Raw genomic sequence first — 19,188 nt, forward strand, 5'->3', positions numbered from 1 at the left:
AAATATCATGAAAAAAAGAAATACAACTTTATATACACTTTTAGCTGGTCTTAGCCTATTCTTTACTGGCTGTAGCAAAAATTTTCTAAATGAAGATACCAGCGGCTTTCAATCGCCTGACAATACCTACATTAATACCAAAGGTTTTGAAACGGGCCTGAACGGTCTATACGCGTACGCTCGGATGGAATTTCTGACCTGGAACGGCAGTATATTTTCACAGGGAGCAACACCGCAGGAAGCTTTACAAGTTGGTACAGACATTGTCGCAATCAAAACCACAGGAACTGATGCAACTTTAGCGCCTTTTAGCAACTATAGCCTCAACCCAGCTTCGTCTTATGTACGTAATTACTGGAAGTATGCTTATGGTTTTATTGGAAATACGAATATTATCCTGGAAGCATTAACTAAAAATACGATCCAATGGACCGATAAAGAGAATGATCCAAAGCGTGTGGAAGCTACAGCCCGTTTCTTCCGCGCCTATAGCTACCGTTACTTGATCAACCTCTACGGGGATGTACCGTGGGTGGACAAGGTATCGCCAACCCCACGTCGTGACTTTACCCGTACACCTAAAGCTGAGGTACTGGCGCATATTATCGAGGACCTTAAATACGCTGGTGACAACTTGCCTGCGGACCCAGGCCCAATTCAGGAAGGCAAATTGACCAAATGGGCGGCCCTTCATTACCTTGCAGAAGCCTATCTTGAAGCAGGTCAGCCAGATTTGGCTGCAGAAGCAGCTCAAAAAGTCACTCAAAGTGGTTACTTTAAGTTAAACGATCAACGATTTGGGGCCGAGAAAGACAAACCTGGCGACTATTTCCACGACATGTTTATCGAGAACAATCAGAATCGTTCGTCAGGCAATCAAGAGACTATCTGGGCCATTCAATTGGAATACAATACGCAGGGAGGTGGTGACAATTATACGGATTGGAGCAAACGCGCCTGGGTTCCTTTTTATTCCCAACAAAAAGGCTTTGTCCTTGCCGACTCACTCGGAGGAAGGGGCCTCGGTCACGTGCGTCCGTACCAGTGGTGGCTGGATAGCTATGAAAAAGAAGACGTCAGAAATTCCCCTTACAATATCAAACGGGATTGGTATTATAATGATCCTTCTGTTCCGGAACTCTATGGTAAGAAGGTTGTATTGACCGATGCAATCATCGCTTCTGGGAATGTATTTCCTACAATCACCAAGTTTTTTTATGGAAAAACAGCGGCAAACCCTGCATTTGAAGGCAATATGAAAGATCGTGTCAAAATACGGTTGGCCGAGACCTATCTTTTATTGGCGGAAGCATATATGCGCGCCAATAAACCTGAGCTGGCGAAGGATGCCATCAATGCGGTACGTGCCCGGGCCAAAGCCTCTCCGGTCAATGCTTCGGCAATCAACGTAGATTTTATATTGGATGAACGTGCGAGAGAGCTTATGGGCGAAGAAATGCGCAGGATGACATTAGCACGCTTTGGTGCCGATGTTTTCCTACGCCGTGTGCAGGCGCTTAATCCCCAGTCAAAGGATGTTGTCAAGAAGGAATTTATTCTTTGGCCTATTCCACAGGAAGTCATCGACAGCAATACTGAGGCTGCTTTCCCGCAGAATGCTGGATATTAAACCTGACGTCAAAAAAGCCTCGTGGAATTGGAATTCTACGAGGCTTTTGATTGACATATCATTTGTTTTTCTATTCTACCTCGCTTCAACCAGTTTATAACTTCCATCCGGACGCAGCTGACTACACCCCACCGTTATGGTTTTGGAATGATAGAACAGGAAGACCCATCCCTGGGGTGCGCCCTCTGCCCAATAAGCCTGTCGAAGTTCTTTTGAACGGCGGCCATCAAAATCGTATTTAGCCACGTAATTATGAAAAATTTCTTCTGGTTCAGGTAATACATCACCTCCGAAAAAATAATGCTCTCCCCCTGTTTGGATGTGAAATACCTGATGATTTGCGGTATGCCCACCACTATGAGCATAGCTAATTTCATTATTTATCCGCCCCTCACCCTCTACCAGCACGATATTTCCACTCCGTTGGACAACATCAAAAATCTCTGTACGGTACGAACTGGAGATACCTGAATAGGCATCCTCCCATTCCCCCCTTTGCACAATGTATTCCGCCTCCGGAAAAGCAATGCGAGGCGAGCCACTTTCCATACTCACCATTCCACCAGCATGATCCTTATGTAAATGCGACATCAGTACATATTTCACATCATCTGGTTCATAACCCAATTTTCGGATATTATTGTACAATTTCAACACACCGTGTTCATCTGTATGCCCTAGGCCGGTATCACAGATCACAATACCCGATTCTGTTTTAATCAAAAAAGGATGAACATGGATAAACATCGATCCCGGACGGTCTTTTGGGTCATCCAAAGCTGGATCAAAGGGAACGAATTTTCTGCTCTTATCGACGGAAAAAGAACCTTCATATAAAGAATAAGCCTGTACCATATTTAAAACATTGGGAATATGCACGTTAAGCAACCGAGGGTCAATACCAGGTTTAGGAATTAGGTAAGTCCAGCCTTAAAACGTATATTTACACTTAAAATATTGTGCAAAGATATGCAAAAAAGGTGGGTACTAAAATCTAAAACTGATGTCAAAATAACCAACAAACTGCGCGAGGAACTAAATATCAACGCTGTGTTAACAGAGTTGCTCGTCAGCAGGGGAATTGGGAGTTTTGACGAAGCAAAGCAGTTTTTTAGACCACAATTGTCTGATTTGCACGATCCATTTTTGATGCAAGATATGGAAAAAGCCATATCCCGAATCATCCAAGCCATTGGCAATAAAGAAAAAATTCTAATCTATGGTGATTACGATGTCGATGGTACCACAGCGGTGGCCGTAGTCTACAGTTTCTTTAGAGAATTTCACAGTCAACTTGAGTTTTACATTCCGGACCGATATGCTGAGGGTTATGGGATATCGACGCAAGGTATAGATTATGCCGCTGCCAACGGCTTTACCTTAATTATTGCATTGGATTGCGGCATAAAGGCCATTGATAAAATTGACTATGCCAACAGCAAGGGGATAGACTTTATCATCGGTGACCACCACCTGCCGGGCGAAGAACTTCCGAAGGCATTCGCTGTACTAGATCCGAAACGTGCAGATTGCGCATATCCCTACAAAGAGCTTTCAGGTTGTGGTATCGGTTTCAAGATCATTCAAGCATTTATCCTGACCAATGGTATGGATATCAATGCCTGTTACCAATTTTTGGATCTCGTTGCGGTAAGTATCGCATCCGATATCGTCCCGATCACCGGTGAGAATAGAATCTTGACCCATTTTGGATTGATCAAACTCAACACCAACCCCTGTGTCGGACTTAAGGCGTTGATTGACCTTTCCAACAATAGAACAAAAACTTTTACTGTCAATGATATTGTATTTCAGATCGGCCCGCGCATTAATGCTGCCGGTAGGATAGATCATGCAAAGGACGCAGTTAAGTTGTTGATTTCAAAATCCTTACAGGAAGCCAAAGATTTTAGTTCGAGTATTGATGATCAAAATAACGTCCGTAAGGATTTCGACCTAAAAATAACCGAGGAAGCCCTGGCGCTCATTGAGGAAAATGTCGTACTCAAAAGCCGTAAATCAACTGTATTATACAAAGCGGACTGGCATAAAGGCGTCATCGGTATTGTTGCTTCGCGATTGACGGAGAAATATTACCGCCCAACAATTATATTGACCGAGACCAATGGCCATATTGCCGGTTCATGCCGATCAGTAGTCGGATTCGATTTATATGAGGCCCTAAGCGAATGTGCTGACCTACTCGAGCAATTTGGTGGTCACAAATACGCTGCTGGTTTAACGATGTCTCTTGACAACGTCAGCCTGTTTCAAGATCGCTTTGAAGAAGTTGTCGCCCGACGGATCAGCCCCGAAATGCTGACGCAAGAAATCTTGATCGATGCCAAACTTCAGCTGAAGGATATAGATGCAAAGTTTTTCCGCATCCTCCAACAGTTTGAACCATTTGGCCCACAAAATGAGGCTCCGATTTTTCTGAGTAAGAAAGTAACTGCGGTGGGTCCGGCTTTCCCTGTAGGTACAAACCATTTAAAAATGACCGTGCTGCAGGAAGACTCCGCATCCTTTGACTGTATCGGTTTCGGACTAGCCGACCATATCAGTCTTATCAATTCGGGCCAGAGTTTCGATATCTGTTATAGTATAGAGGAGAATGTATGGCGCAACAAGAGAAACTTACAACTTAATATCAAGGGTATTCGGTATTAGCATTTTTCAATAGTCGATGATGGGTACATAGATTTAATTCTTGTGGACAGCCTACAGCATTTTTGCGTTAAATGATACTAGGCTAGGACTGCAAAACTAATCACATTCCTCAGATCTAAATACTACTATCTAAATACTTAATACTAAGAAGATATTAAATATATTTACAATAGATTTGCATGAAAACAATCCTATAAGGATTTCGGGATCAGATTAAGCTGATCTGAAGTTCGCCGGAGTAAGGATAGAAAATACATGCAACAAAAAGCTAAATCAAGAAGATGATTTTAAAGGCAGAACATCTCATAAAAAAATATAAGCAACGTACAGTTGTCAATAATGTTTCCTTTCATGTTGAACAAGGAGAGATCGTCGGATTATTAGGCCCCAATGGCGCTGGTAAGACCACTTCTTTTTATATGATTGTTGGCTTGATCAAGCCTAACGATGGGAAGGTATTCTTAGATGATCAAGAGATAACACAAGACGCCATGTATCAGCGTGCGCAACGTGGGATAGGCTATTTGGCACAGGAAGCTTCTGTGTTCCGGAAGTTGTCCGTGGAGAATAATATTCTTGCTGTCCTAGAGATCCACTATCCGAACAAAGAAGAGCGTATGGCCAAGCTGGAGGAACTGTTGAGCGAGTTTAGCCTTCATCGTGTGCGTAAAAACAGGGGTGATCTATTGTCAGGGGGTGAACGCCGGCGTACTGAAATCGCACGGGCATTGGCTGCAAATCCATCATTTATTCTTCTGGATGAACCCTTTGCAGGGGTTGACCCCATTGCCGTAGAGGAAATACAGACTATTGTCGCCAAGCTCAAAACGCGTAATATTGGCATCTTAATCACCGATCACAATGTACAGGAAACTCTTTCCATTACCGATAGAGCCTATCTTTTGACCGAAGGAAAAATTATGCTTGCCGGTACGCCCGAAGAAATTGCGGATAATGAGCTGGCACGAAAATTCTATCTCGGTCGTCATTTTGAATTAAGAAGGAAAAAATTTTAAAGCATAAAGAATATCCCTATGGCCTTATTAAACTCCATTTTTACTTGGTTCATGAAAAAAAGAATTCACCAGATTGAGCTTTTCATGAAATATCCCCACGATGTACAAGAAGAATGGTTCCAGAGTTTAATTTCTACTGCTGAGGCAACGGAATGGGGAAAGAAATACGATTATACGAGTATACTCACGCCCGAAATATTCAAAGAACGTGTGCCGATACAGGATTACGATGATATCAAAGGCTATGTAGATCGGATGATCAAAGGCGAGCAGAATATTCTTTGGCCTTCGGACATTAAATGGTTTGCAAAATCTTCCGGAACAACCGCTGACCGTAGTAAATTTATACCGGTCAGTGAAGAAGCATTGGAAGAATGTCACTTTCAGGGTGGAAAGGATATGTTGACCATCTACTGTCACAATAAGCCCGAAAGTCGTGTTTTTACTGGAAAATCTGTCGTTATCGGTGGTTCATCCCAGATCAACAATTTCAGTCCGGATTCCTACTATGGAGATCTATCTTCAATCCTAATCCGTAATCTCCCTTTTTGGGCAGAATTTAAACGTACCCCTAACATGGAGGTGACTTTAAATCCCAATTTTGAAGAGAAAATAGAGCAGATCGCCCAAATCACCATCAAGGAAAATGTAACCAGTCTGGCCGGTGTACCAACCTGGAATATCGTGATGGCCAAACGTATATTGGAAATCACAGGCAAGGATCACCTATTGGAGGTATGGCCAAACCTGGAATTTTATGGCCATGGGGGCGTGAGCTTCAAACCCTACCGCGAGCAGTTCCACAAGCTGATCCCCTCCGACAAAATGTACTATTTAGAAAACTACAATGCCTCAGAAGGGTATTTTGGTTTACAGGATGAATCAGATTCCGAAGATCTTCTGTTGATGTTGGATTATGGGATTTATTACGAATTCCTTCCAATGGAGCGGGTACATGAGGAAAATCCGGCTACGTTACGCTTGGACCAGGTGGAGATTGGCAAGAACTATGCGTTGATCATATCCACTAATGCTGGATTATGGCGCTATAAAATAGGTGATACGATCAAATTCACTTCCCTGTCGCCTTATCGCTTTCAGATATCAGGACGCACAAAACAATACATCAATACATTTGGTGAAGAAGTAATCGTGGACAATGCTGAGCAAGCACTGGCAGAAGCAAGCAAATTGACAGATGCTCGCATTAAAGATTATACCGCAGGACCAGTATATTTTAGGGAAGCAGAAGCTGGCGCGCACGAATGGGTGATCGAATTCGAACAGCAGCCCAACGATTTTAAACGTTTTTGTGAAATATTGGATGCAAAGTTGCGGGAAATAAATTCGGATTACGATGCAAAACGATTTAAGAATATGGCACTTCAATCGCCAATTGTCCATAATGCGCCTTCAGACACTTTTTATAAATGGATGAAGTCTAGGGGTAAATTAGGTGGACAGAATAAAGTTCCAAGGTTGAGCAATAATAGAGAGTATCTCGATCCGCTTTTGAAGATTTTACAAGATTGACCGAAAGTCTTTCCTTGTGGAGATTAGCCAAAATTTTTCCAATACATTTTTGGCTAATCTCTTTTGTTTAGGGTTTAATTGCAGTTTTATACAAAAAAACAAAAAAACCAAGGATAAAATTCACAGAAATACCTTTCTTTTGAATTTCAACGTCACGCTGTAACAATTCGCGAGTCTCACCCGATGTTACTTCATTGCTTTTGTTAAGACGGTGAGTCAATTCCATACTAAGTTTATTTTATGATAAGTGATTTTATAGCGTAAAGCGAGCCAAAAGCCTACCAATGGCCGCATTCTTTATTGCCAAACTTTATGCCATAAATACAAATGCAGTATTAATTAATAAAAAATTAACACAATTAATTAATAATACACGGTTTTTAAAAAATATTAGCCTAAAATCTTCATTTTCAAAACAACAAGTGTAGTAAATTGGAGAATGACTGTCCGAAATAAAAGGCATTCCGCTGGATAGTAAATTATCAGGACAAAGTGCGGTTTATATTTCAATTTTTCATAACTTAGCCTAAGTAATATAAAAAATAAGATGAACGCGACAGAGAACTATTCAATTCGCGTAGAGCCAACTCAAAATTCAAGACTCTCGCAAGTAGATTTCGACAATCTAAAATTCGGAAAGATATTATCCGACCACATGCTGGTCGCAGACTATGATGATGGTGAATGGAAAGATGTCAGCATCGTCCCTTATGGAGATATCAGTATCAGCCCTTCAATGTCAGCTTTACATTATGGTCAAGCGATCTTTGAAGGTGTTAAGGCCTATAAATTTGCAGACGGTACAGTGAACATCTTTCGTCCAGACAGAAACTGGGAAAGATTTAATAAGTCTGCAGCCCGTCTTCAGATGCCTGAGGTCCCAGAAGGAATCTTCATGGATGGCCTGAGCAAACTATTGGATATTGACCGTGATTGGGTTCCTGCCAAAGAAGGTTCTTCGTTATATATCCGTCCATTTATGTTCGGTACAGAAGCTGCTCTGGGCGTACATCCATCCAAATCATACAAATTTATCATTATCACGGGGCCAGTGGGCGCTTACTATAGCAAACCCATTAGCTTAAAAGTTGAAACATACTATACACGTGCTGCCGAAGGCGGTGTTGGATTTTCGAAAAATGCGGGTAATTATGCATTGTCACTTTATCCTACCCAATTGGCTAACGATGAAGGTTATGATCAAATTATGTGGACTGACGCTGCGGAGCATAAATACATTGAAGAGGCAGGTACCGCAAACTTAATTTTCCGTATTGGCGATACAATTATTACACCACATGGTGATACCATCTTGCACGGTGTAACCCGTCGTACCATTATGGAATTAGCTGATAAATGGGGCTTTAAAACCGAACAGAGAAAGGTATCTGTACAAGAGCTTATCGAGGGTATCAAAGCAGGTACAGTAACTGAGGCATTCGCTGCAGGAACAGCTGCAACGATTACCCATATTAGCCGTATCGGTTTTGAAGGTCAAGACTACAACTTGCCACCAGTTGAAGGCCGCGAGTTCTCCAACAAAGTATTGCATTATTTGAATGAGTTGCGCTACGGCAAAGTAGCTGATCCATTCGGATGGAATTACTTGGTAAAGTAGATCGTAAGAATATAAGAAAGGCAGCTGGGAATAACTAGCTGCCTTTTTTTATGAAAGTGTATTTTTTTATGGATAAGCATTTTTTCATTAATGTATTATGAATGAACGCGCTATTCCGGTTTATCGATCAGCAAAAATTTTCAGCAGCTTGTCATGGCTATTGGTACTGATGAAAGCATAAAGATTTTATTGCCTTGAGATAGCACTAGCTCATTCCGTTATGATCAAGTAGCTTACTGTTTATAAACGCAATAATCGCCGCTGTCTCGGTAGGTTGAAACCAAGAGGTGTCACCGTATTTTTTGAACCAAGTTATCTGTCTCTTTGCGTAGCGCCTCGAATTTTGCTTGATTTTATCCACAGCATCTTCCAAAGAGATATTACCATCGAGGTAGTCGAACAATTCGGCATAGCCTACCGTCAACAGAGCCGGTTTACTCCGAAATTGAAGCAATGAATTAACTTCTTCTAACAAACCCGTTTCCATCATACGATCTACCCGAAGATTGATCCGTTCGTACAATTGGGAACGCTCCATATTCAATCCGATCGTCAAGATATTAAATGGTCTTTTATCCACGTCTTTTTTATGATAAAACGACATCGGGTTGCCGGTAGCCTCAAATACTTCCAGGGCGCGCACGACACGTTGTGGATTGTCCACATCGGCGACTTGATAATAAGCAGGATCAATTGCTTTTAACCGTTCCTTCATCTTTTCAATACCCAATTGCGCCATTTCGTTGTTGAGTCTTTCACGCACCTCCTCCCCAGCTTTGGGAAGGTCATCCAGTCCTTCACAGAGTGCACGTACAAATAGTCCGGATCCCCCCACCATCACAACCACATCATGTTGCTCGAAAAGCTTATCTAGCAAGCGTAATGCCTCCCGTTCAAAATCTCCGGCAGAATAATCTTGGGCAATGGAATGCGAATTTATAAAATGATGTGGAGCAGCGGCCAATTCTTCTGCATCCGGCTTTGCCGTACCGATGCTCATCTCCCGATAGAATTGGCGGGAATCGGCAGAAATGATTTCAGTCTTAAAGTATTGGGCCAATGAAATAGCCATTGCAGTTTTTCCAACAGCAGTCGGACCTACAATGGCTATCAGTGTTTTTTTATTTGCCATAATATTTGCTTCGGATGCTCAAATAAGCATCTAAAGGCATTTTCTATTAATATTCGTCTTCGTAGCCAGTAGATTCTTCACGTTCCTCCTCGCCTTCTCCCTCTTCATCTTCATCTTCGCTGTCAAAGCCATCCAATTCATCTTCGTCATCCACACCATATTGTGTTTCATCTTCCTCAACATACTCATCTTCCTCAACAGCATCAGCTACAGGGAAATTAGCGGCAGTCATGGTTTTAGGTACCTGACCAACAGACTTGAATAAAGCCGGGTAATCTTTACCGGCTTCTTCTTTCAAGATTTTGATCAGCTCTACCTGAAAATCATAAGGACGGTCAAAATTATAGACGTAATAAAACTTTTGGTGCGGGTCATCAATAAACTTGCTCAGGCGAATATTCTCCATTAATAAGACCTCAGCATCTTTTTTACGCTGCGTGGGTTTAAATGCAATTTCTGTCCCTTTTTTCCATTGGTCATTGCTGACGTAAAAGGAGGAAGAAGCATCAGCCGCGTAGCCTGTTGTTTTGTGGATTTCCTCATGCATGTCTAAAAATGTACTTTTGGAAGGCATATCAATTTCACGATATACATCTTCGTAATCTTCAAAAGTAACTCTAAATCTATAAATTGCCATCTTTTATGTATCCTTCTTTTTAGCAGTTTAAAATTAATACTATATTTTAAGAATTGGAAATTTCCAACGGGATTTCTTGTTTGACCTCTAAGCCCATATCTCCGGCCTTTTTGATCAAATATTGATACGCTTCGATTCGGGAATTGGGAATCTCGCCTTCCAAAATAGCCTCACGGATCAGATTTTTCAACTGTCCAACAACGCGGCCGGGAGTTAATCCAAAAAGCGTCATAATATCTTCACCGCTAATCGGCGGCTGCCAGTTTCGAATCTTGTCACGTTCTTCCACATCCTTTAGCTTCTGCTTGACAAGTTCAAAATTCTGACGGTATTTTTTCTTTTTAAATTCATTCTTAGTTGTCACGTCTGCATGACACAACATCATCAGGGCATCGATATCATCATCTGCCTCAAACAATAAGCGCCTTACAGCGGAATCTGTCACAATATCCTGCGCAAGGACAATCGGGCGAAGATGCAATTGTACAAGTTTCTGTACAAACTTCATCTTTTCATTCAACGGCAATTTCAGTTCAGCAAAAAGTTTGGGTACCATGCGTGCACCGCGGTCTTCATGTCCGTGAAAGGTCCAGCCCAATTTCTTATCGAAACGCTTTGTTGCCGGTTTGGCAATATCGTGCATAATAGCTGCCCAGCGCAACCAGAGATCCTCCGACAATTCGCACACATTATCCAAGACCTCCAATGTATGGTAAAAATTATCTTTATGCCCCTTTCCGTCAATAATATCAACCCCATGTAAGTTGTACATTGCGGGAAAGATCAGCGCTAATAAACCAGTATCAAAAAGGTATTTAAAGCCCACAGAGGGTTTGGAGGAGAGAATAATTTTATTGATTTCGTCAATAATCCGTTCCTTGGAAATGATCTTGATGCGTTCTTTCGTCTCCGTGATCGCTTTAATGGCCTCAATATCTATCTTAAAATTTAGCTGAGTCGCAAAACGGATCGCACGCATCATCCGCAAGGGGTCATCCGAAAAAGTTTCTATGGGATCGAGCGGGGTCCGGATCATGCGGTGTTCAAGATCCTCCACACCATTAAATGGGTCTACCAAAGTACCATAATCAGCCTTATTTAATGAAAAAGCCATGGCATTGATCGTGAAATCACGGCGATTTTGATCATCGGCCAACGTGCCATCCTCTACGATCGGCTTTCGGGAATTGGCCCGGTAAGATTCCCTTCTTGCCCCTACAAACTCCACATTCAAGCCTTCAAAAACAAGCATTGCCGTTCCAAAATTTTTATAGACCGCAACTTTCGTATGCAGCTTTTCACCCAGCAATGTTGCAAAGTCAATACCACTTCCCACCACAACAATATCCACGTCATTCTTGAATGGACGCTTCATCATATAGTCGCGTACATACCCTCCGATGACATAACACTCGGTATTTGTCTGCTCGGCGAGCTCTTTGATGATAGAAAATATTGGATGTTGTAAATTATCGTGCATAGTTAGAACGTGTGGTAAAAAACCAAACATTTTGCAAAAGTAGCAATTTTTTTAGTATTGGGTATAGCTATTGAGAATTGAGATTGATAATCATTTCCCCCTTTTAAAGTTCAGAGCCCTGATCACTGGATCATATAATCGCACGATAAAAGCATGAACTTAAAAAATATGTATCAATCACCCTTCGTCTAATCCCGATCTTTGGACAGTTTGCGGAATGCCAATGGATTCTTTAGTAATTCAGCCTGTTCCCGGCGACGTTTTACAATATGAACTGCGGTAAAAATTGCTTCCATAAATGAGTCTGGCGACGCTAGATTTTTGCCCGCGATATCGTAACCTGTACCGTGATCTGGTGAAGTACGAACAATAGGCAAACCCGCAGTATAATTTACACCAGCCCCTTTTGCGATATGCTTAAATGGAATCAGTCCTTGATCGTGATACATCGCCAATACAGCATCAAATTTTTCGTAAGCTCCTTTTGCGAAGAAACCATCGGCCGGATAAGGTCCAAAACAGAAAATTCCCTGTTCATTGGCTTTTTCAACCGTTGGTCGAATAATCTGGTCGTCTTCAGTCCCGATAATACCATGATCTCCAGCATGTGGATTAAGTCCCAAAACAGCTATTTTGGGTTTCTCTACCCAGAAATCCTTTTTCAAAGATTCATTCATCAGAACGAGCTTTTTCAAAATTGCCTCTTCGGTAATATTCGCAGCTACATCATGCAAAGGAATATGACCAGTCACCACACCGATGCGCAGCTCATCACAGACCATAAACATCAACACATCGTCAGCTTCAACTTTGGCCTGCAAATATTCGGTATGACCCGGAAATTGAAATCCTTCCTGCTGAATATTGTGTTTGTTGATCGGTGCAGTCACCAATGCATCAATTTTGCCGGACTTCAAATCCTCGATCGCTCTTTCCAGCGACAAGAAAGCGTACTTACCGCCAACCTCATTTTCCTCACCCAACGTGATCTTGACGTCTTCCTGCCAGCAGTTAATCATATTCGCCCGCTTGGGATGGGCTTGTTCAGCATCATTGATTACATTAAAACTAAAATCGTTTATTCCTACCGCTTTTCGGTGAAAAGAGGCAACTTTTGTATTTCCATAAACAATTGGCGTGAAAAAATCGCACATACGTTGATCTACCAGTGACTTTATAATTACTTCAAGTCCAATGCCGTTAATATCCCCTACGGTAATTCCGATTTTTAGTTTATCACTCATTCTATTTTTAAATGCTTTGAATCAAAAATAGGGATTTTTTTTTAGTATTGAGTAGTTAGATATGCGTATTGAGATTTTGGCTGAACAAACCCCTGGCTTAAAAACTGTCTGCACTTTTGAATTTTTACTTTTGACTTTTTACTTTATAAAGCTTTTAAATTTCTAATTTTGCATCATGAGTACAGTTAGAGCAAAAAAACATTTAGGACAGCATTTCTTAAACGATAAGAATGCCGCACAACGTATTGTAGAAGCATTAGATCCTAAATTGGGTTTTAGCGAGGTACTCGAAGTCGGTCCGGGAATGGGGGTCCTTTCGGACTTTCTTTTGCAGAAAGAAGAATATGAGACCTATTTGATCGATGTTGATGACGAATCCATTGCCTACCTGGATGACAAATACCCACAATTGGGTAAAAGATTAATCCATGGCGATTTTCTAAACCTGGACTTTTCACAGTATTTCGGTGAAAAGATGGCTGTCATCGGCAATTTTCCCTATAATATTTCTTCTCAGATCCTTTTCAAGATCCTGGATGAACGCCAGCGTGTCGTTCAGATGACGGGCATGTTTCAAAAGGAGGTGGCCGAACGTTGCACAGCGAAAGCTGGCAGCAAAGAGTATGGCATCCTGAGTGTATTTTTACAAGCCTACTATAAAGTAGAATATCTCTTTACGGTAAAGGCAGGCGCATTTAATCCACCGCCCAAAGTGTTGTCGGGTGTCATTCGCATGACCCGAAATGACCGCGAACAATTAGCTTGCGATGAGAAGCTGTTTTGGCGGGTCGTGAAAGCGGGCTTCAATCAGCGTCGAAAAACCTTGCGCAACTCCCTTTCGGGTGTTGTCCCAAAAGATAAAATGTCGGACAATCCGCTTTATGAGCTACGAGCTGAACGGCTCACCGTAGATGATTTTGTCAGTCTGACCAACGAAATCGTAAACAGCCTCTAATATGCATGCCACAGACAGTACATTCATCATCATTGGCGGCGGCATCGCAGGATTATGTGCTGCAATAGGACTCGCAAAATTGGGCATTGAAGCACATGTCTATGAAAGCGCGGCGGAGCTCAAAGGCATTGGGGCTGGGTTTGGACTTGCGGCCAACGCCATGCAGGCTTTAGAACAGCTCGGGTTAAAAGATGAAATCGTACCACTAGGACACTATCTTGACTCTTATAATGTTCTGGATGAAAAAGGGAATATTTTGGTGGAACCGAATACCCGATCAATCAGCCAGAAATATAAACAGGATAATTTTGCTATCCACCGTGCGGACCTGCATCGATTTCTTTTATCAAAAATTTCCGATCATACAATTCATCTTGGCAAACGTGCGGCTTCCTTTGAACGGCTGGGGGAACAGACCCGTGTGCACTTTACCGATGGAAGCCAAGTTGTAGGTGACGCATTACTTGTTGCCGACGGTGTGCATTCCGTTTTACGTCAGCAGCTGATCCCTACATCAAGCCCCCGTTATTCGGGCTACACCTGCTGGCGGGCGACAATAGATAACAGTAGCATTCAGCTCAAAAAAAGTACCGAAACTTGGGGGGCGAAAGGCAGGTTTGGGATGACTCCCCTTGTCGGCAACCGTATCTATTGGTACGCCTGTATCAATAGTCGGCAACAAAATCCAACATTGAAAAACTGGACCACGGCAGAATTATTGGAGAATTTCAAGGATTACCACGCCCCGATCCCAACTATGTTATCGGAAACTAAAAATTCTGAGCTCATCTGGAATGACATTATCGATATTGCGCCGTTACAACAACTTGCTTTTGGCCCGATCCTCTTGCTGGGAGATGCTGGTCACGCCACAACCCCCAATTTGGGACAAGGTGCCTGTCAGGCAATCGAAGATGTTGCTGTGCTACTTGACGAACTGCGAACAGCAGCATCCATTACGTCAGCTTTCCAAGGATTCCAAAAACGCCGATTGGAACGGGTAAACTATATCTGCAATACCTCCTGGAAAATCGGAAAGATTGCCCAATGGGAAAATTCCCTTCTGATAGGCACACGCAATTTTTTGATGAAAATAATGCCCGACAGGCTCAAGCAGCAGCAGTTAAACAAATTATTGTCCATGGACTTTATGCAAATCAATCGTAACGATGAACCCGGGATCTGAATCATTTCCCGTGTTCTCATCAACAACTAAAATATTGGATGAAAACTAACATTTTGATCGTCGACGACATTCACGAGGTCATGCTTGAGAAATTTGATCAGGCAGGCATCGCTTATAACTATCAACCGCATATTAGCCGGGAGGAAACCGAAAAAATTATATCCATGTATTCGGGTTTGGTCATTCGTTCCAAATTTCAGGTTGATCAAGCTTTTTTCGATCTAGCACCCAACCTACGTTTTATTGCCCGGGCAGGGGCCGGAATGGATAATATTGACGACGCGATTGCACTGCAGCGGAAAGTTACGTTAATTCCTGCCAATGAGGGAAACCGAGATGCAGTAGGCGAACATATGATCGGGATGTTATTAAGTCTGATGAATAACCTTAACCGTAGCGATCAACAAGTGAGGTCTGGCCAATGGTTACGTGAGGCCAACCGTGGATACGAACTTAAAGGCCGTACAGTTGGTCTGGTAGGCTATGGTCATAATGGTATGGCGATGGCCAAAAAGCTGTCCGGTTTTGATGTAAAAGTCCTTGCCTATGACAAATATCGGACGGATTATACCGACCAGTACGCCATAGAGGCCAGCATAGAAAAAATCTACCAAGAAGCGGATGTGATCAGTTTCCATATTCCTTTGACTGACGAGACACGTGGTATGATCGACCGAGACTATCTGTCCAAATTTGTAAAGCCTATTTTCTTTCTACTTGGCGCGCGCGGCGGTATTGTCCAGGTACCCGCTGTATTAAACGCGCTTGACGAGGGGGCCATTCTCGGTGCAGCCTTCGATGTGCTTCCTGTTGAAAAGTTCCCCAAACTTGCCGAACAGACTTGGTATCCAGACCTTATCAGCAGGGACAATGTGATTTTGTCGCCCCATGTGGCCGGCTGGACATTTGAGAGTTATTATAAGTTGTCGGAAGTTGCCGCAGATAAGATCATTGCATTTTTAGCATCCTAATTTCCTACAAGAATCTATTATCTTCTTGCCAGGGGATCCGGTAATCAGTACTAAAGTGAAATGCAGACGGGTCTATTGAGGTGCCAATTTGTATAAGCAAACATCTCGGCACTAAAAAATACCGACAAGAATAACGATCAAAAACTGTAATACCAAGCTACCATCCAGAAGATAAGCGTAATGATAATGCTCTTTTGTCCTGAATACGGCCAGTTTTAGTAAAGCAAAGATAAGGATATTAGTCAAGATCAATCCAATCTTGATATACACCATATAGGGTACGATCAGAACAAGGAGACAATGCAGTACTAACAACGTGTAGGTAAGGTTCTTTGCCCTTTGTTCGCCCAACATATTGGGCAGGGTACGCAGGTGGTAATAAGAATCCTGCTGGATATCACGAATATCAAAAGGTAGCGTGCAGATAATCAAAAATACAAACTTCAAACCACAGAGCGCGATAAATACCCATTGTGTTATTTTGTCACCGGCACTGATCAACTCGATATAAGGAAGCACCACACTACTACAAACCCAAACCAAGGCAATATGGAAGATTTTTGCACCAGGGATCTGTCTAAGTCCTACTTTTCGGTCATGAAAAGTAAATAAGGGCATTCCATATAGCAAGCTCAACAAACCTATAAACCCCAAAAACAAAAAGGAGTACAGATGAATATGCCATAAGCAAAAAGCAAGCACGGTCAAAGCAATGCTATTATTTACCCACATGACCCATTCATGGTTAAATATCCAACGTGTACGGGGGAATTTGGACTCTTTTGGATTCTTAGGCTTTGACCACCAAAGACTGAAATTATACAGCAATAAGGTAGCAGTCCCTTCCACAAGAACAATATACCAATTGATCGGCCGTTCAAATATAATGTAGGTAAGTGCACATTGTGCCATGGCCGCCATGGCGATCAAAAGATTTGTGTAGATCGTGATATAGAACAACTTTCTTAGAAACAACATCTTGGTTAAATCGTATTGCAATATAACAATCTTGATAGAGAAAAGTAGTTTAACATTATATTAAACATCTAATTGTTGATAAAATGGGCAAAAACCGCTAAATTGTACACCGAAATTGAACGATCAAAAACGATTTCGCAACGATAACAATATAAATTAAAATAATTCATACTAATCCTAATAACGATGAGCCTACAAATAAAATCATTTGAAGAATATCAAAGTGAATATAAGCGAAGTGTAGAACAACCAGAGGAGTTTTGGGCGAGCATAGCGGATCATTTTTTCTGGAAGAGAAAATGGAACAAAGTGCTGAACTGGAACTTTGAGGAACCTAATATCAAATGGTTTGAAGGTGCAAAATTAAATATTACAGAAAACTGCCTTGATCGTCATATCTATGCGAATGGTGATAAACCAGCCATTATCTGGGAGCCCAATGATCCGAATGAAGCACACCGCATCCTTTCCTATAAACAACTACTACAGAAAGTAGAGCAATTTGCCAATGTATTAAAGAACAATAATATCAGAAAGGGTGACCGGGTATGTATTTACTTGCCGATGGTTCCGGAATTGGTTATTGCTGTATTGGCCTGTGCGCGTATCGGTGCTATCCACTCGGTCGTCTTTGGCGGATTCTCCGCTCGTTCTATTGCAGACCGTATTGTTGATGCCGAATGCAAATTGATCGTGACATCGGATGGCAGTTACCGCGGCAATAAAACCATTGGTCTTAAAAATATTGTAGATGATGCGCTGATGCAGTGTGATACTGTTGAAAAAGTCATTGTATTAACACGGACACGCACGCCAGTATCTATGATCAAAGGACGTGATGTATGGTGGGAAGATGAGATCAAGAAAGTCGAGACTCAGGGAAATCCGGCCTGCCCTGCGGAAGAGATGGATGCAGAGGATACCTTATTCATTCTCTATACATCAGGATCCACCGGTAAGCCTAAAGGTGTGGTACATACTTGTGGTGGATATATGGTCTACACGGGCTACACGTTTATGAATACATTCCAATATCAGCCCAACGATGTATTTTTCTGTACGGCAGATATCGGATGGATCACGGGTCATAGTTATATTGTTTATGGACCGTTGTCTCAAGGCGCTACCTCACTGATGTTTGAAGGTATTCCAACTTTCCCGGATGCCAGCCGTTATTGGGATATCGTTGACAAGTATAAAGTCAATATTATCTACACCTCCCCTACGGCACTACGTTCGTTAATGGCTTTCGGAGATCAGTTTGTGGATAAAAACGATCTTTCGTCACTACGCGTATTGGGTTCGGTGGGTGAGCCTATCAATGAAGAAGCCTGGAATTGGTTTAATGAGAGGGTGGGTAAGAAGAACTGTCCGGTTGTCGATACCTATTGGCAGACAGAGAACGGTGGCCATTTGATCACATCCTTAGCTGGTGTGACACCAGAAAAAGCCAGTTATGCCATGTTTCCAATGCCAGGTATACAGCCAGCATTGATGGATGAAAACGGGCAAGAAATCCAAGGTAATGATGTAACGGGAAATCTCTGTATTAAATTCCCTTGGCCAGGTATGCTACGTACGACCTGGGGAGACCATGACCGCTGTAGACAAACATACTTCTCGACTTATAAGGACATGTATTTTACCGGTGACGGCTGTTACCGTAGTCCGGAAGGATATTACAAAATCACTGGTCGTGTGGATGACGTATTGAACGTATCTGGTCACCGCATCGGTACTGCGGAGGTAGAAAATGCCATCAATATGCATGCAGACGTTGTGGAATCAGCTATTGTCGGCTATCCACACCCGGTCAAAGGTCAGGGCATCTACGCTTATGTTATCGCCAATCACCATACAGATGCAGAAGCCACTAAAAAAGACATTATGGAGACTGTATCACGTATTATTGGCCCTATTGCCAAGCCAGATATCATCCAATTTGTCAATGATCTACCAAAGACACGTTCAGGAAAAATTATGCGCCGTATTCTACGCAAGATTGCCGAAGGCGATATTAGCAATCTAGGAGATACATCGACTTTGCAGGATCCAACTGTGGTCGAAGGAATCATACAAGGTGCCGAAGGCCTAAAAAAATAATTGGCAACAATCTTTAACAAAGAAAGCCTCCCATG

16 protein-coding genes are annotated in these 19,188 nt (G+C 42.3%); 9 read left to right on the top strand and 7 right to left on the bottom strand.

Features of this window, described 5'->3' with window-relative positions:
- The first annotated feature begins 7 nt into the window (after positions 1-7).
- Positions 8-1,630 (top strand): RagB/SusD family nutrient uptake outer membrane protein, encoded by a 1,623-nt coding sequence (locus B4A24_RS00395; protein ID WP_293941163.1) that lies wholly within the window; start codon positions 8-10, stop codon positions 1,628-1,630.
- A gap of 75 nt (positions 1,631-1,705) precedes the next feature.
- Here B4A24_RS00395 and B4A24_RS00400 read toward each other — a convergent pair whose 3' ends face one another.
- Positions 1,706-2,485, bottom strand: a complete 780-nt coding sequence (locus tag B4A24_RS00400; protein WP_293941166.1) for an MBL fold metallo-hydrolase — start codon at positions 2,483-2,485, stop codon at positions 1,706-1,708.
- 114 nt (positions 2,486-2,599) lie between these two features.
- On the opposite strand from B4A24_RS00400, the gene recJ reads away from it, so the two are divergent.
- The 3 genes from recJ to B4A24_RS00415 all read left to right on the top strand — a co-directional run bounded on the left by recJ (position 2,600) and on the right by B4A24_RS00415 (position 6,849).
- Positions 2,600-4,300 carry a single-stranded-DNA-specific exonuclease RecJ gene (gene recJ, locus B4A24_RS00405; protein WP_293941169.1) on the top strand — a complete coding sequence of 567 codons (1,701 nt, stop codon included), beginning with the start codon at positions 2,600-2,602 and terminating at the stop codon, positions 4,298-4,300.
- Between the two features lie 281 nt (positions 4,301-4,581).
- The gene (lptB, locus tag B4A24_RS00410; RefSeq protein ID WP_172396366.1) at positions 4,582-5,316 is read left to right on the top strand and encodes an LPS export ABC transporter ATP-binding protein; all 735 of its coding nucleotides are present in this window, start codon (positions 4,582-4,584) and stop codon (positions 5,314-5,316) included.
- An 18-nt stretch (positions 5,317-5,334) separates the two neighbouring features.
- Entirely contained in the window at positions 5,335-6,849 is a 1,515-nt protein-coding gene (locus B4A24_RS00415; protein ID WP_293941174.1) for a GH3 auxin-responsive promoter family protein, read from the top strand.
- Positions 6,850-6,916: 67 nt separating this feature from the next.
- Here the strand turns inward: B4A24_RS00415 and B4A24_RS00420 are convergent, their stop codons facing one another.
- Positions 6,917-7,075, bottom strand: a complete 159-nt coding sequence (locus tag B4A24_RS00420; protein ID WP_167457296.1) for a hypothetical protein — start codon at positions 7,073-7,075, stop codon at positions 6,917-6,919.
- Between the two features lie 321 nt (positions 7,076-7,396).
- On the opposite strand from B4A24_RS00420, the gene B4A24_RS00425 reads away from it, so the two are divergent.
- A complete protein-coding gene (locus tag B4A24_RS00425; protein ID WP_293941180.1) occupies positions 7,397-8,467 on the top strand; it encodes a branched-chain amino acid aminotransferase in 1,071 nt (356 codons plus the stop codon).
- 205 nt (positions 8,468-8,672) lie between these two features.
- Here B4A24_RS00425 and miaA read toward each other — a convergent pair whose 3' ends face one another.
- The 4 genes from miaA to pdxA all read right to left on the bottom strand — a co-directional run bounded on the left by miaA (position 8,673) and on the right by pdxA (position 12,960).
- Positions 8,673-9,599, bottom strand: a complete 927-nt coding sequence (gene miaA, locus B4A24_RS00430; protein WP_293941183.1) for a tRNA (adenosine(37)-N6)-dimethylallyltransferase MiaA — start codon at positions 9,597-9,599, stop codon at positions 8,673-8,675.
- 46 nt (positions 9,600-9,645) lie between these two features.
- The gene (locus B4A24_RS00435) at positions 9,646-10,236 is read right to left on the bottom strand and encodes an IS1096 element passenger TnpR family protein (RefSeq protein ID WP_293941186.1); all 591 of its coding nucleotides are present in this window, start codon (positions 10,234-10,236) and stop codon (positions 9,646-9,648) included.
- Positions 10,237-10,282: 46 nt separating this feature from the next.
- Positions 10,283-11,716, bottom strand: coding sequence for a CCA tRNA nucleotidyltransferase (locus B4A24_RS00440; protein WP_293941189.1), 1,434 nt, complete (start codon positions 11,714-11,716; stop codon positions 10,283-10,285).
- A gap of 188 nt (positions 11,717-11,904) precedes the next feature.
- A complete protein-coding gene (pdxA, locus tag B4A24_RS00445; RefSeq protein ID WP_172396359.1) occupies positions 11,905-12,960 on the bottom strand; it encodes a 4-hydroxythreonine-4-phosphate dehydrogenase PdxA in 1,056 nt (351 codons plus the stop codon).
- Between the two features lie 175 nt (positions 12,961-13,135).
- Here pdxA and rsmA point away from each other — a divergent pair, with 175 nt between their 5' ends.
- Genes rsmA through B4A24_RS00460 form a run of 3 tightly spaced genes read left to right on the top strand, consistent with a single transcriptional unit; the run spans position 13,136 to position 16,072 of the window.
- Positions 13,136-13,915: a 16S rRNA (adenine(1518)-N(6)/adenine(1519)-N(6))-dimethyltransferase RsmA gene (gene rsmA, locus B4A24_RS00450; RefSeq protein ID WP_293941193.1), complete on the top strand. Its 780-nt coding sequence runs from the start codon at positions 13,136-13,138 to the stop codon at positions 13,913-13,915.
- A gap of 1 nt (position 13,916) precedes the next feature.
- Positions 13,917-15,101 carry an FAD-dependent monooxygenase gene (locus B4A24_RS00455; RefSeq protein WP_293941196.1) on the top strand — a complete coding sequence of 395 codons (1,185 nt, stop codon included), beginning with the start codon at positions 13,917-13,919 and terminating at the stop codon, positions 15,099-15,101.
- Between the two features lie 38 nt (positions 15,102-15,139).
- Positions 15,140-16,072 carry an NAD(P)-dependent oxidoreductase gene (locus B4A24_RS00460; protein WP_293941199.1) on the top strand — a complete coding sequence of 311 codons (933 nt, stop codon included), beginning with the start codon at positions 15,140-15,142 and terminating at the stop codon, positions 16,070-16,072.
- Between the two features lie 111 nt (positions 16,073-16,183).
- Here B4A24_RS00460 and B4A24_RS00465 read toward each other — a convergent pair whose 3' ends face one another.
- On the bottom strand, positions 16,184-17,050 hold the full coding sequence (locus B4A24_RS00465; RefSeq protein ID WP_293941202.1) for a hypothetical protein: 867 nt from the start codon (positions 17,048-17,050) through the stop codon (positions 16,184-16,186).
- A gap of 186 nt (positions 17,051-17,236) precedes the next feature.
- On the opposite strand from B4A24_RS00465, the gene acs reads away from it, so the two are divergent.
- A complete protein-coding gene (gene acs / locus B4A24_RS00470; RefSeq protein ID WP_293941204.1) occupies positions 17,237-19,153 on the top strand; it encodes an acetate--CoA ligase in 1,917 nt (638 codons plus the stop codon).
- The last annotated feature ends 35 nt before the right edge of the window (positions 19,154-19,188 follow it).

It is taken from the genome of Sphingobacterium sp. UBA7249 (genome assembly GCF_002472835.1).
Taxonomy (GTDB): Bacteria; Bacteroidota; Bacteroidia; order Sphingobacteriales; family Sphingobacteriaceae; genus Sphingobacterium; species Sphingobacterium prati.

Excerpts from the sequence above, each read along its gene's own strand:
- B4A24_RS00465 (WP_293941202.1), bottom strand. The coding sequence starts at position 17,050 with ATGTTGTTTCTAAGAAAGTTGTTCTATATCACGATCTACACAAATCTT.
- B4A24_RS00395 (WP_293941163.1), top strand. The coding sequence starts at position 8 with ATGAAAAAAAGAAATACAACTTTATATACACTTTTAGCTGGTCTTAGC.
- B4A24_RS00425 (WP_293941180.1), top strand. The coding sequence starts at position 7,397 with ATGAACGCGACAGAGAACTATTCAATTCGCGTAGAGCCAACTCAAAAT.
- pdxA (WP_172396359.1), bottom strand. The coding sequence starts at position 12,960 with ATGAGTGATAAACTAAAAATCGGAATTACCGTAGGGGATATTAACGGC.
- lptB (WP_172396366.1), top strand. The coding sequence starts at position 4,582 with ATGATTTTAAAGGCAGAACATCTCATAAAAAAATATAAGCAACGTACA.
- acs (WP_293941204.1), top strand. The coding sequence starts at position 17,237 with ATGAGCCTACAAATAAAATCATTTGAAGAATATCAAAGTGAATATAAG.
- recJ (WP_293941169.1), top strand. The coding sequence starts at position 2,600 with ATGCAAAAAAGGTGGGTACTAAAATCTAAAACTGATGTCAAAATAACC.
- B4A24_RS00455 (WP_293941196.1), top strand. The coding sequence starts at position 13,917 with ATGCATGCCACAGACAGTACATTCATCATCATTGGCGGCGGCATCGCA.
- rsmA (WP_293941193.1), top strand. The coding sequence starts at position 13,136 with ATGAGTACAGTTAGAGCAAAAAAACATTTAGGACAGCATTTCTTAAAC.
- B4A24_RS00440 (WP_293941189.1), bottom strand. The coding sequence starts at position 11,716 with ATGCACGATAATTTACAACATCCAATATTTTCTATCATCAAAGAGCTC.
- B4A24_RS00415 (WP_293941174.1), top strand. The coding sequence starts at position 5,335 with ATGGCCTTATTAAACTCCATTTTTACTTGGTTCATGAAAAAAAGAATT.
- miaA (WP_293941183.1), bottom strand. The coding sequence starts at position 9,599 with ATGGCAAATAAAAAAACACTGATAGCCATTGTAGGTCCGACTGCTGTT.
- B4A24_RS00400 (WP_293941166.1), bottom strand. The coding sequence starts at position 2,485 with ATGGTACAGGCTTATTCTTTATATGAAGGTTCTTTTTCCGTCGATAAG.
- B4A24_RS00460 (WP_293941199.1), top strand. The coding sequence starts at position 15,140 with ATGAAAACTAACATTTTGATCGTCGACGACATTCACGAGGTCATGCTT.
- B4A24_RS00435 (WP_293941186.1), bottom strand. The coding sequence starts at position 10,236 with ATGGCAATTTATAGATTTAGAGTTACTTTTGAAGATTACGAAGATGTA.
- B4A24_RS00420 (WP_167457296.1), bottom strand. The coding sequence starts at position 7,075 with ATGGAATTGACTCACCGTCTTAACAAAAGCAATGAAGTAACATCGGGT.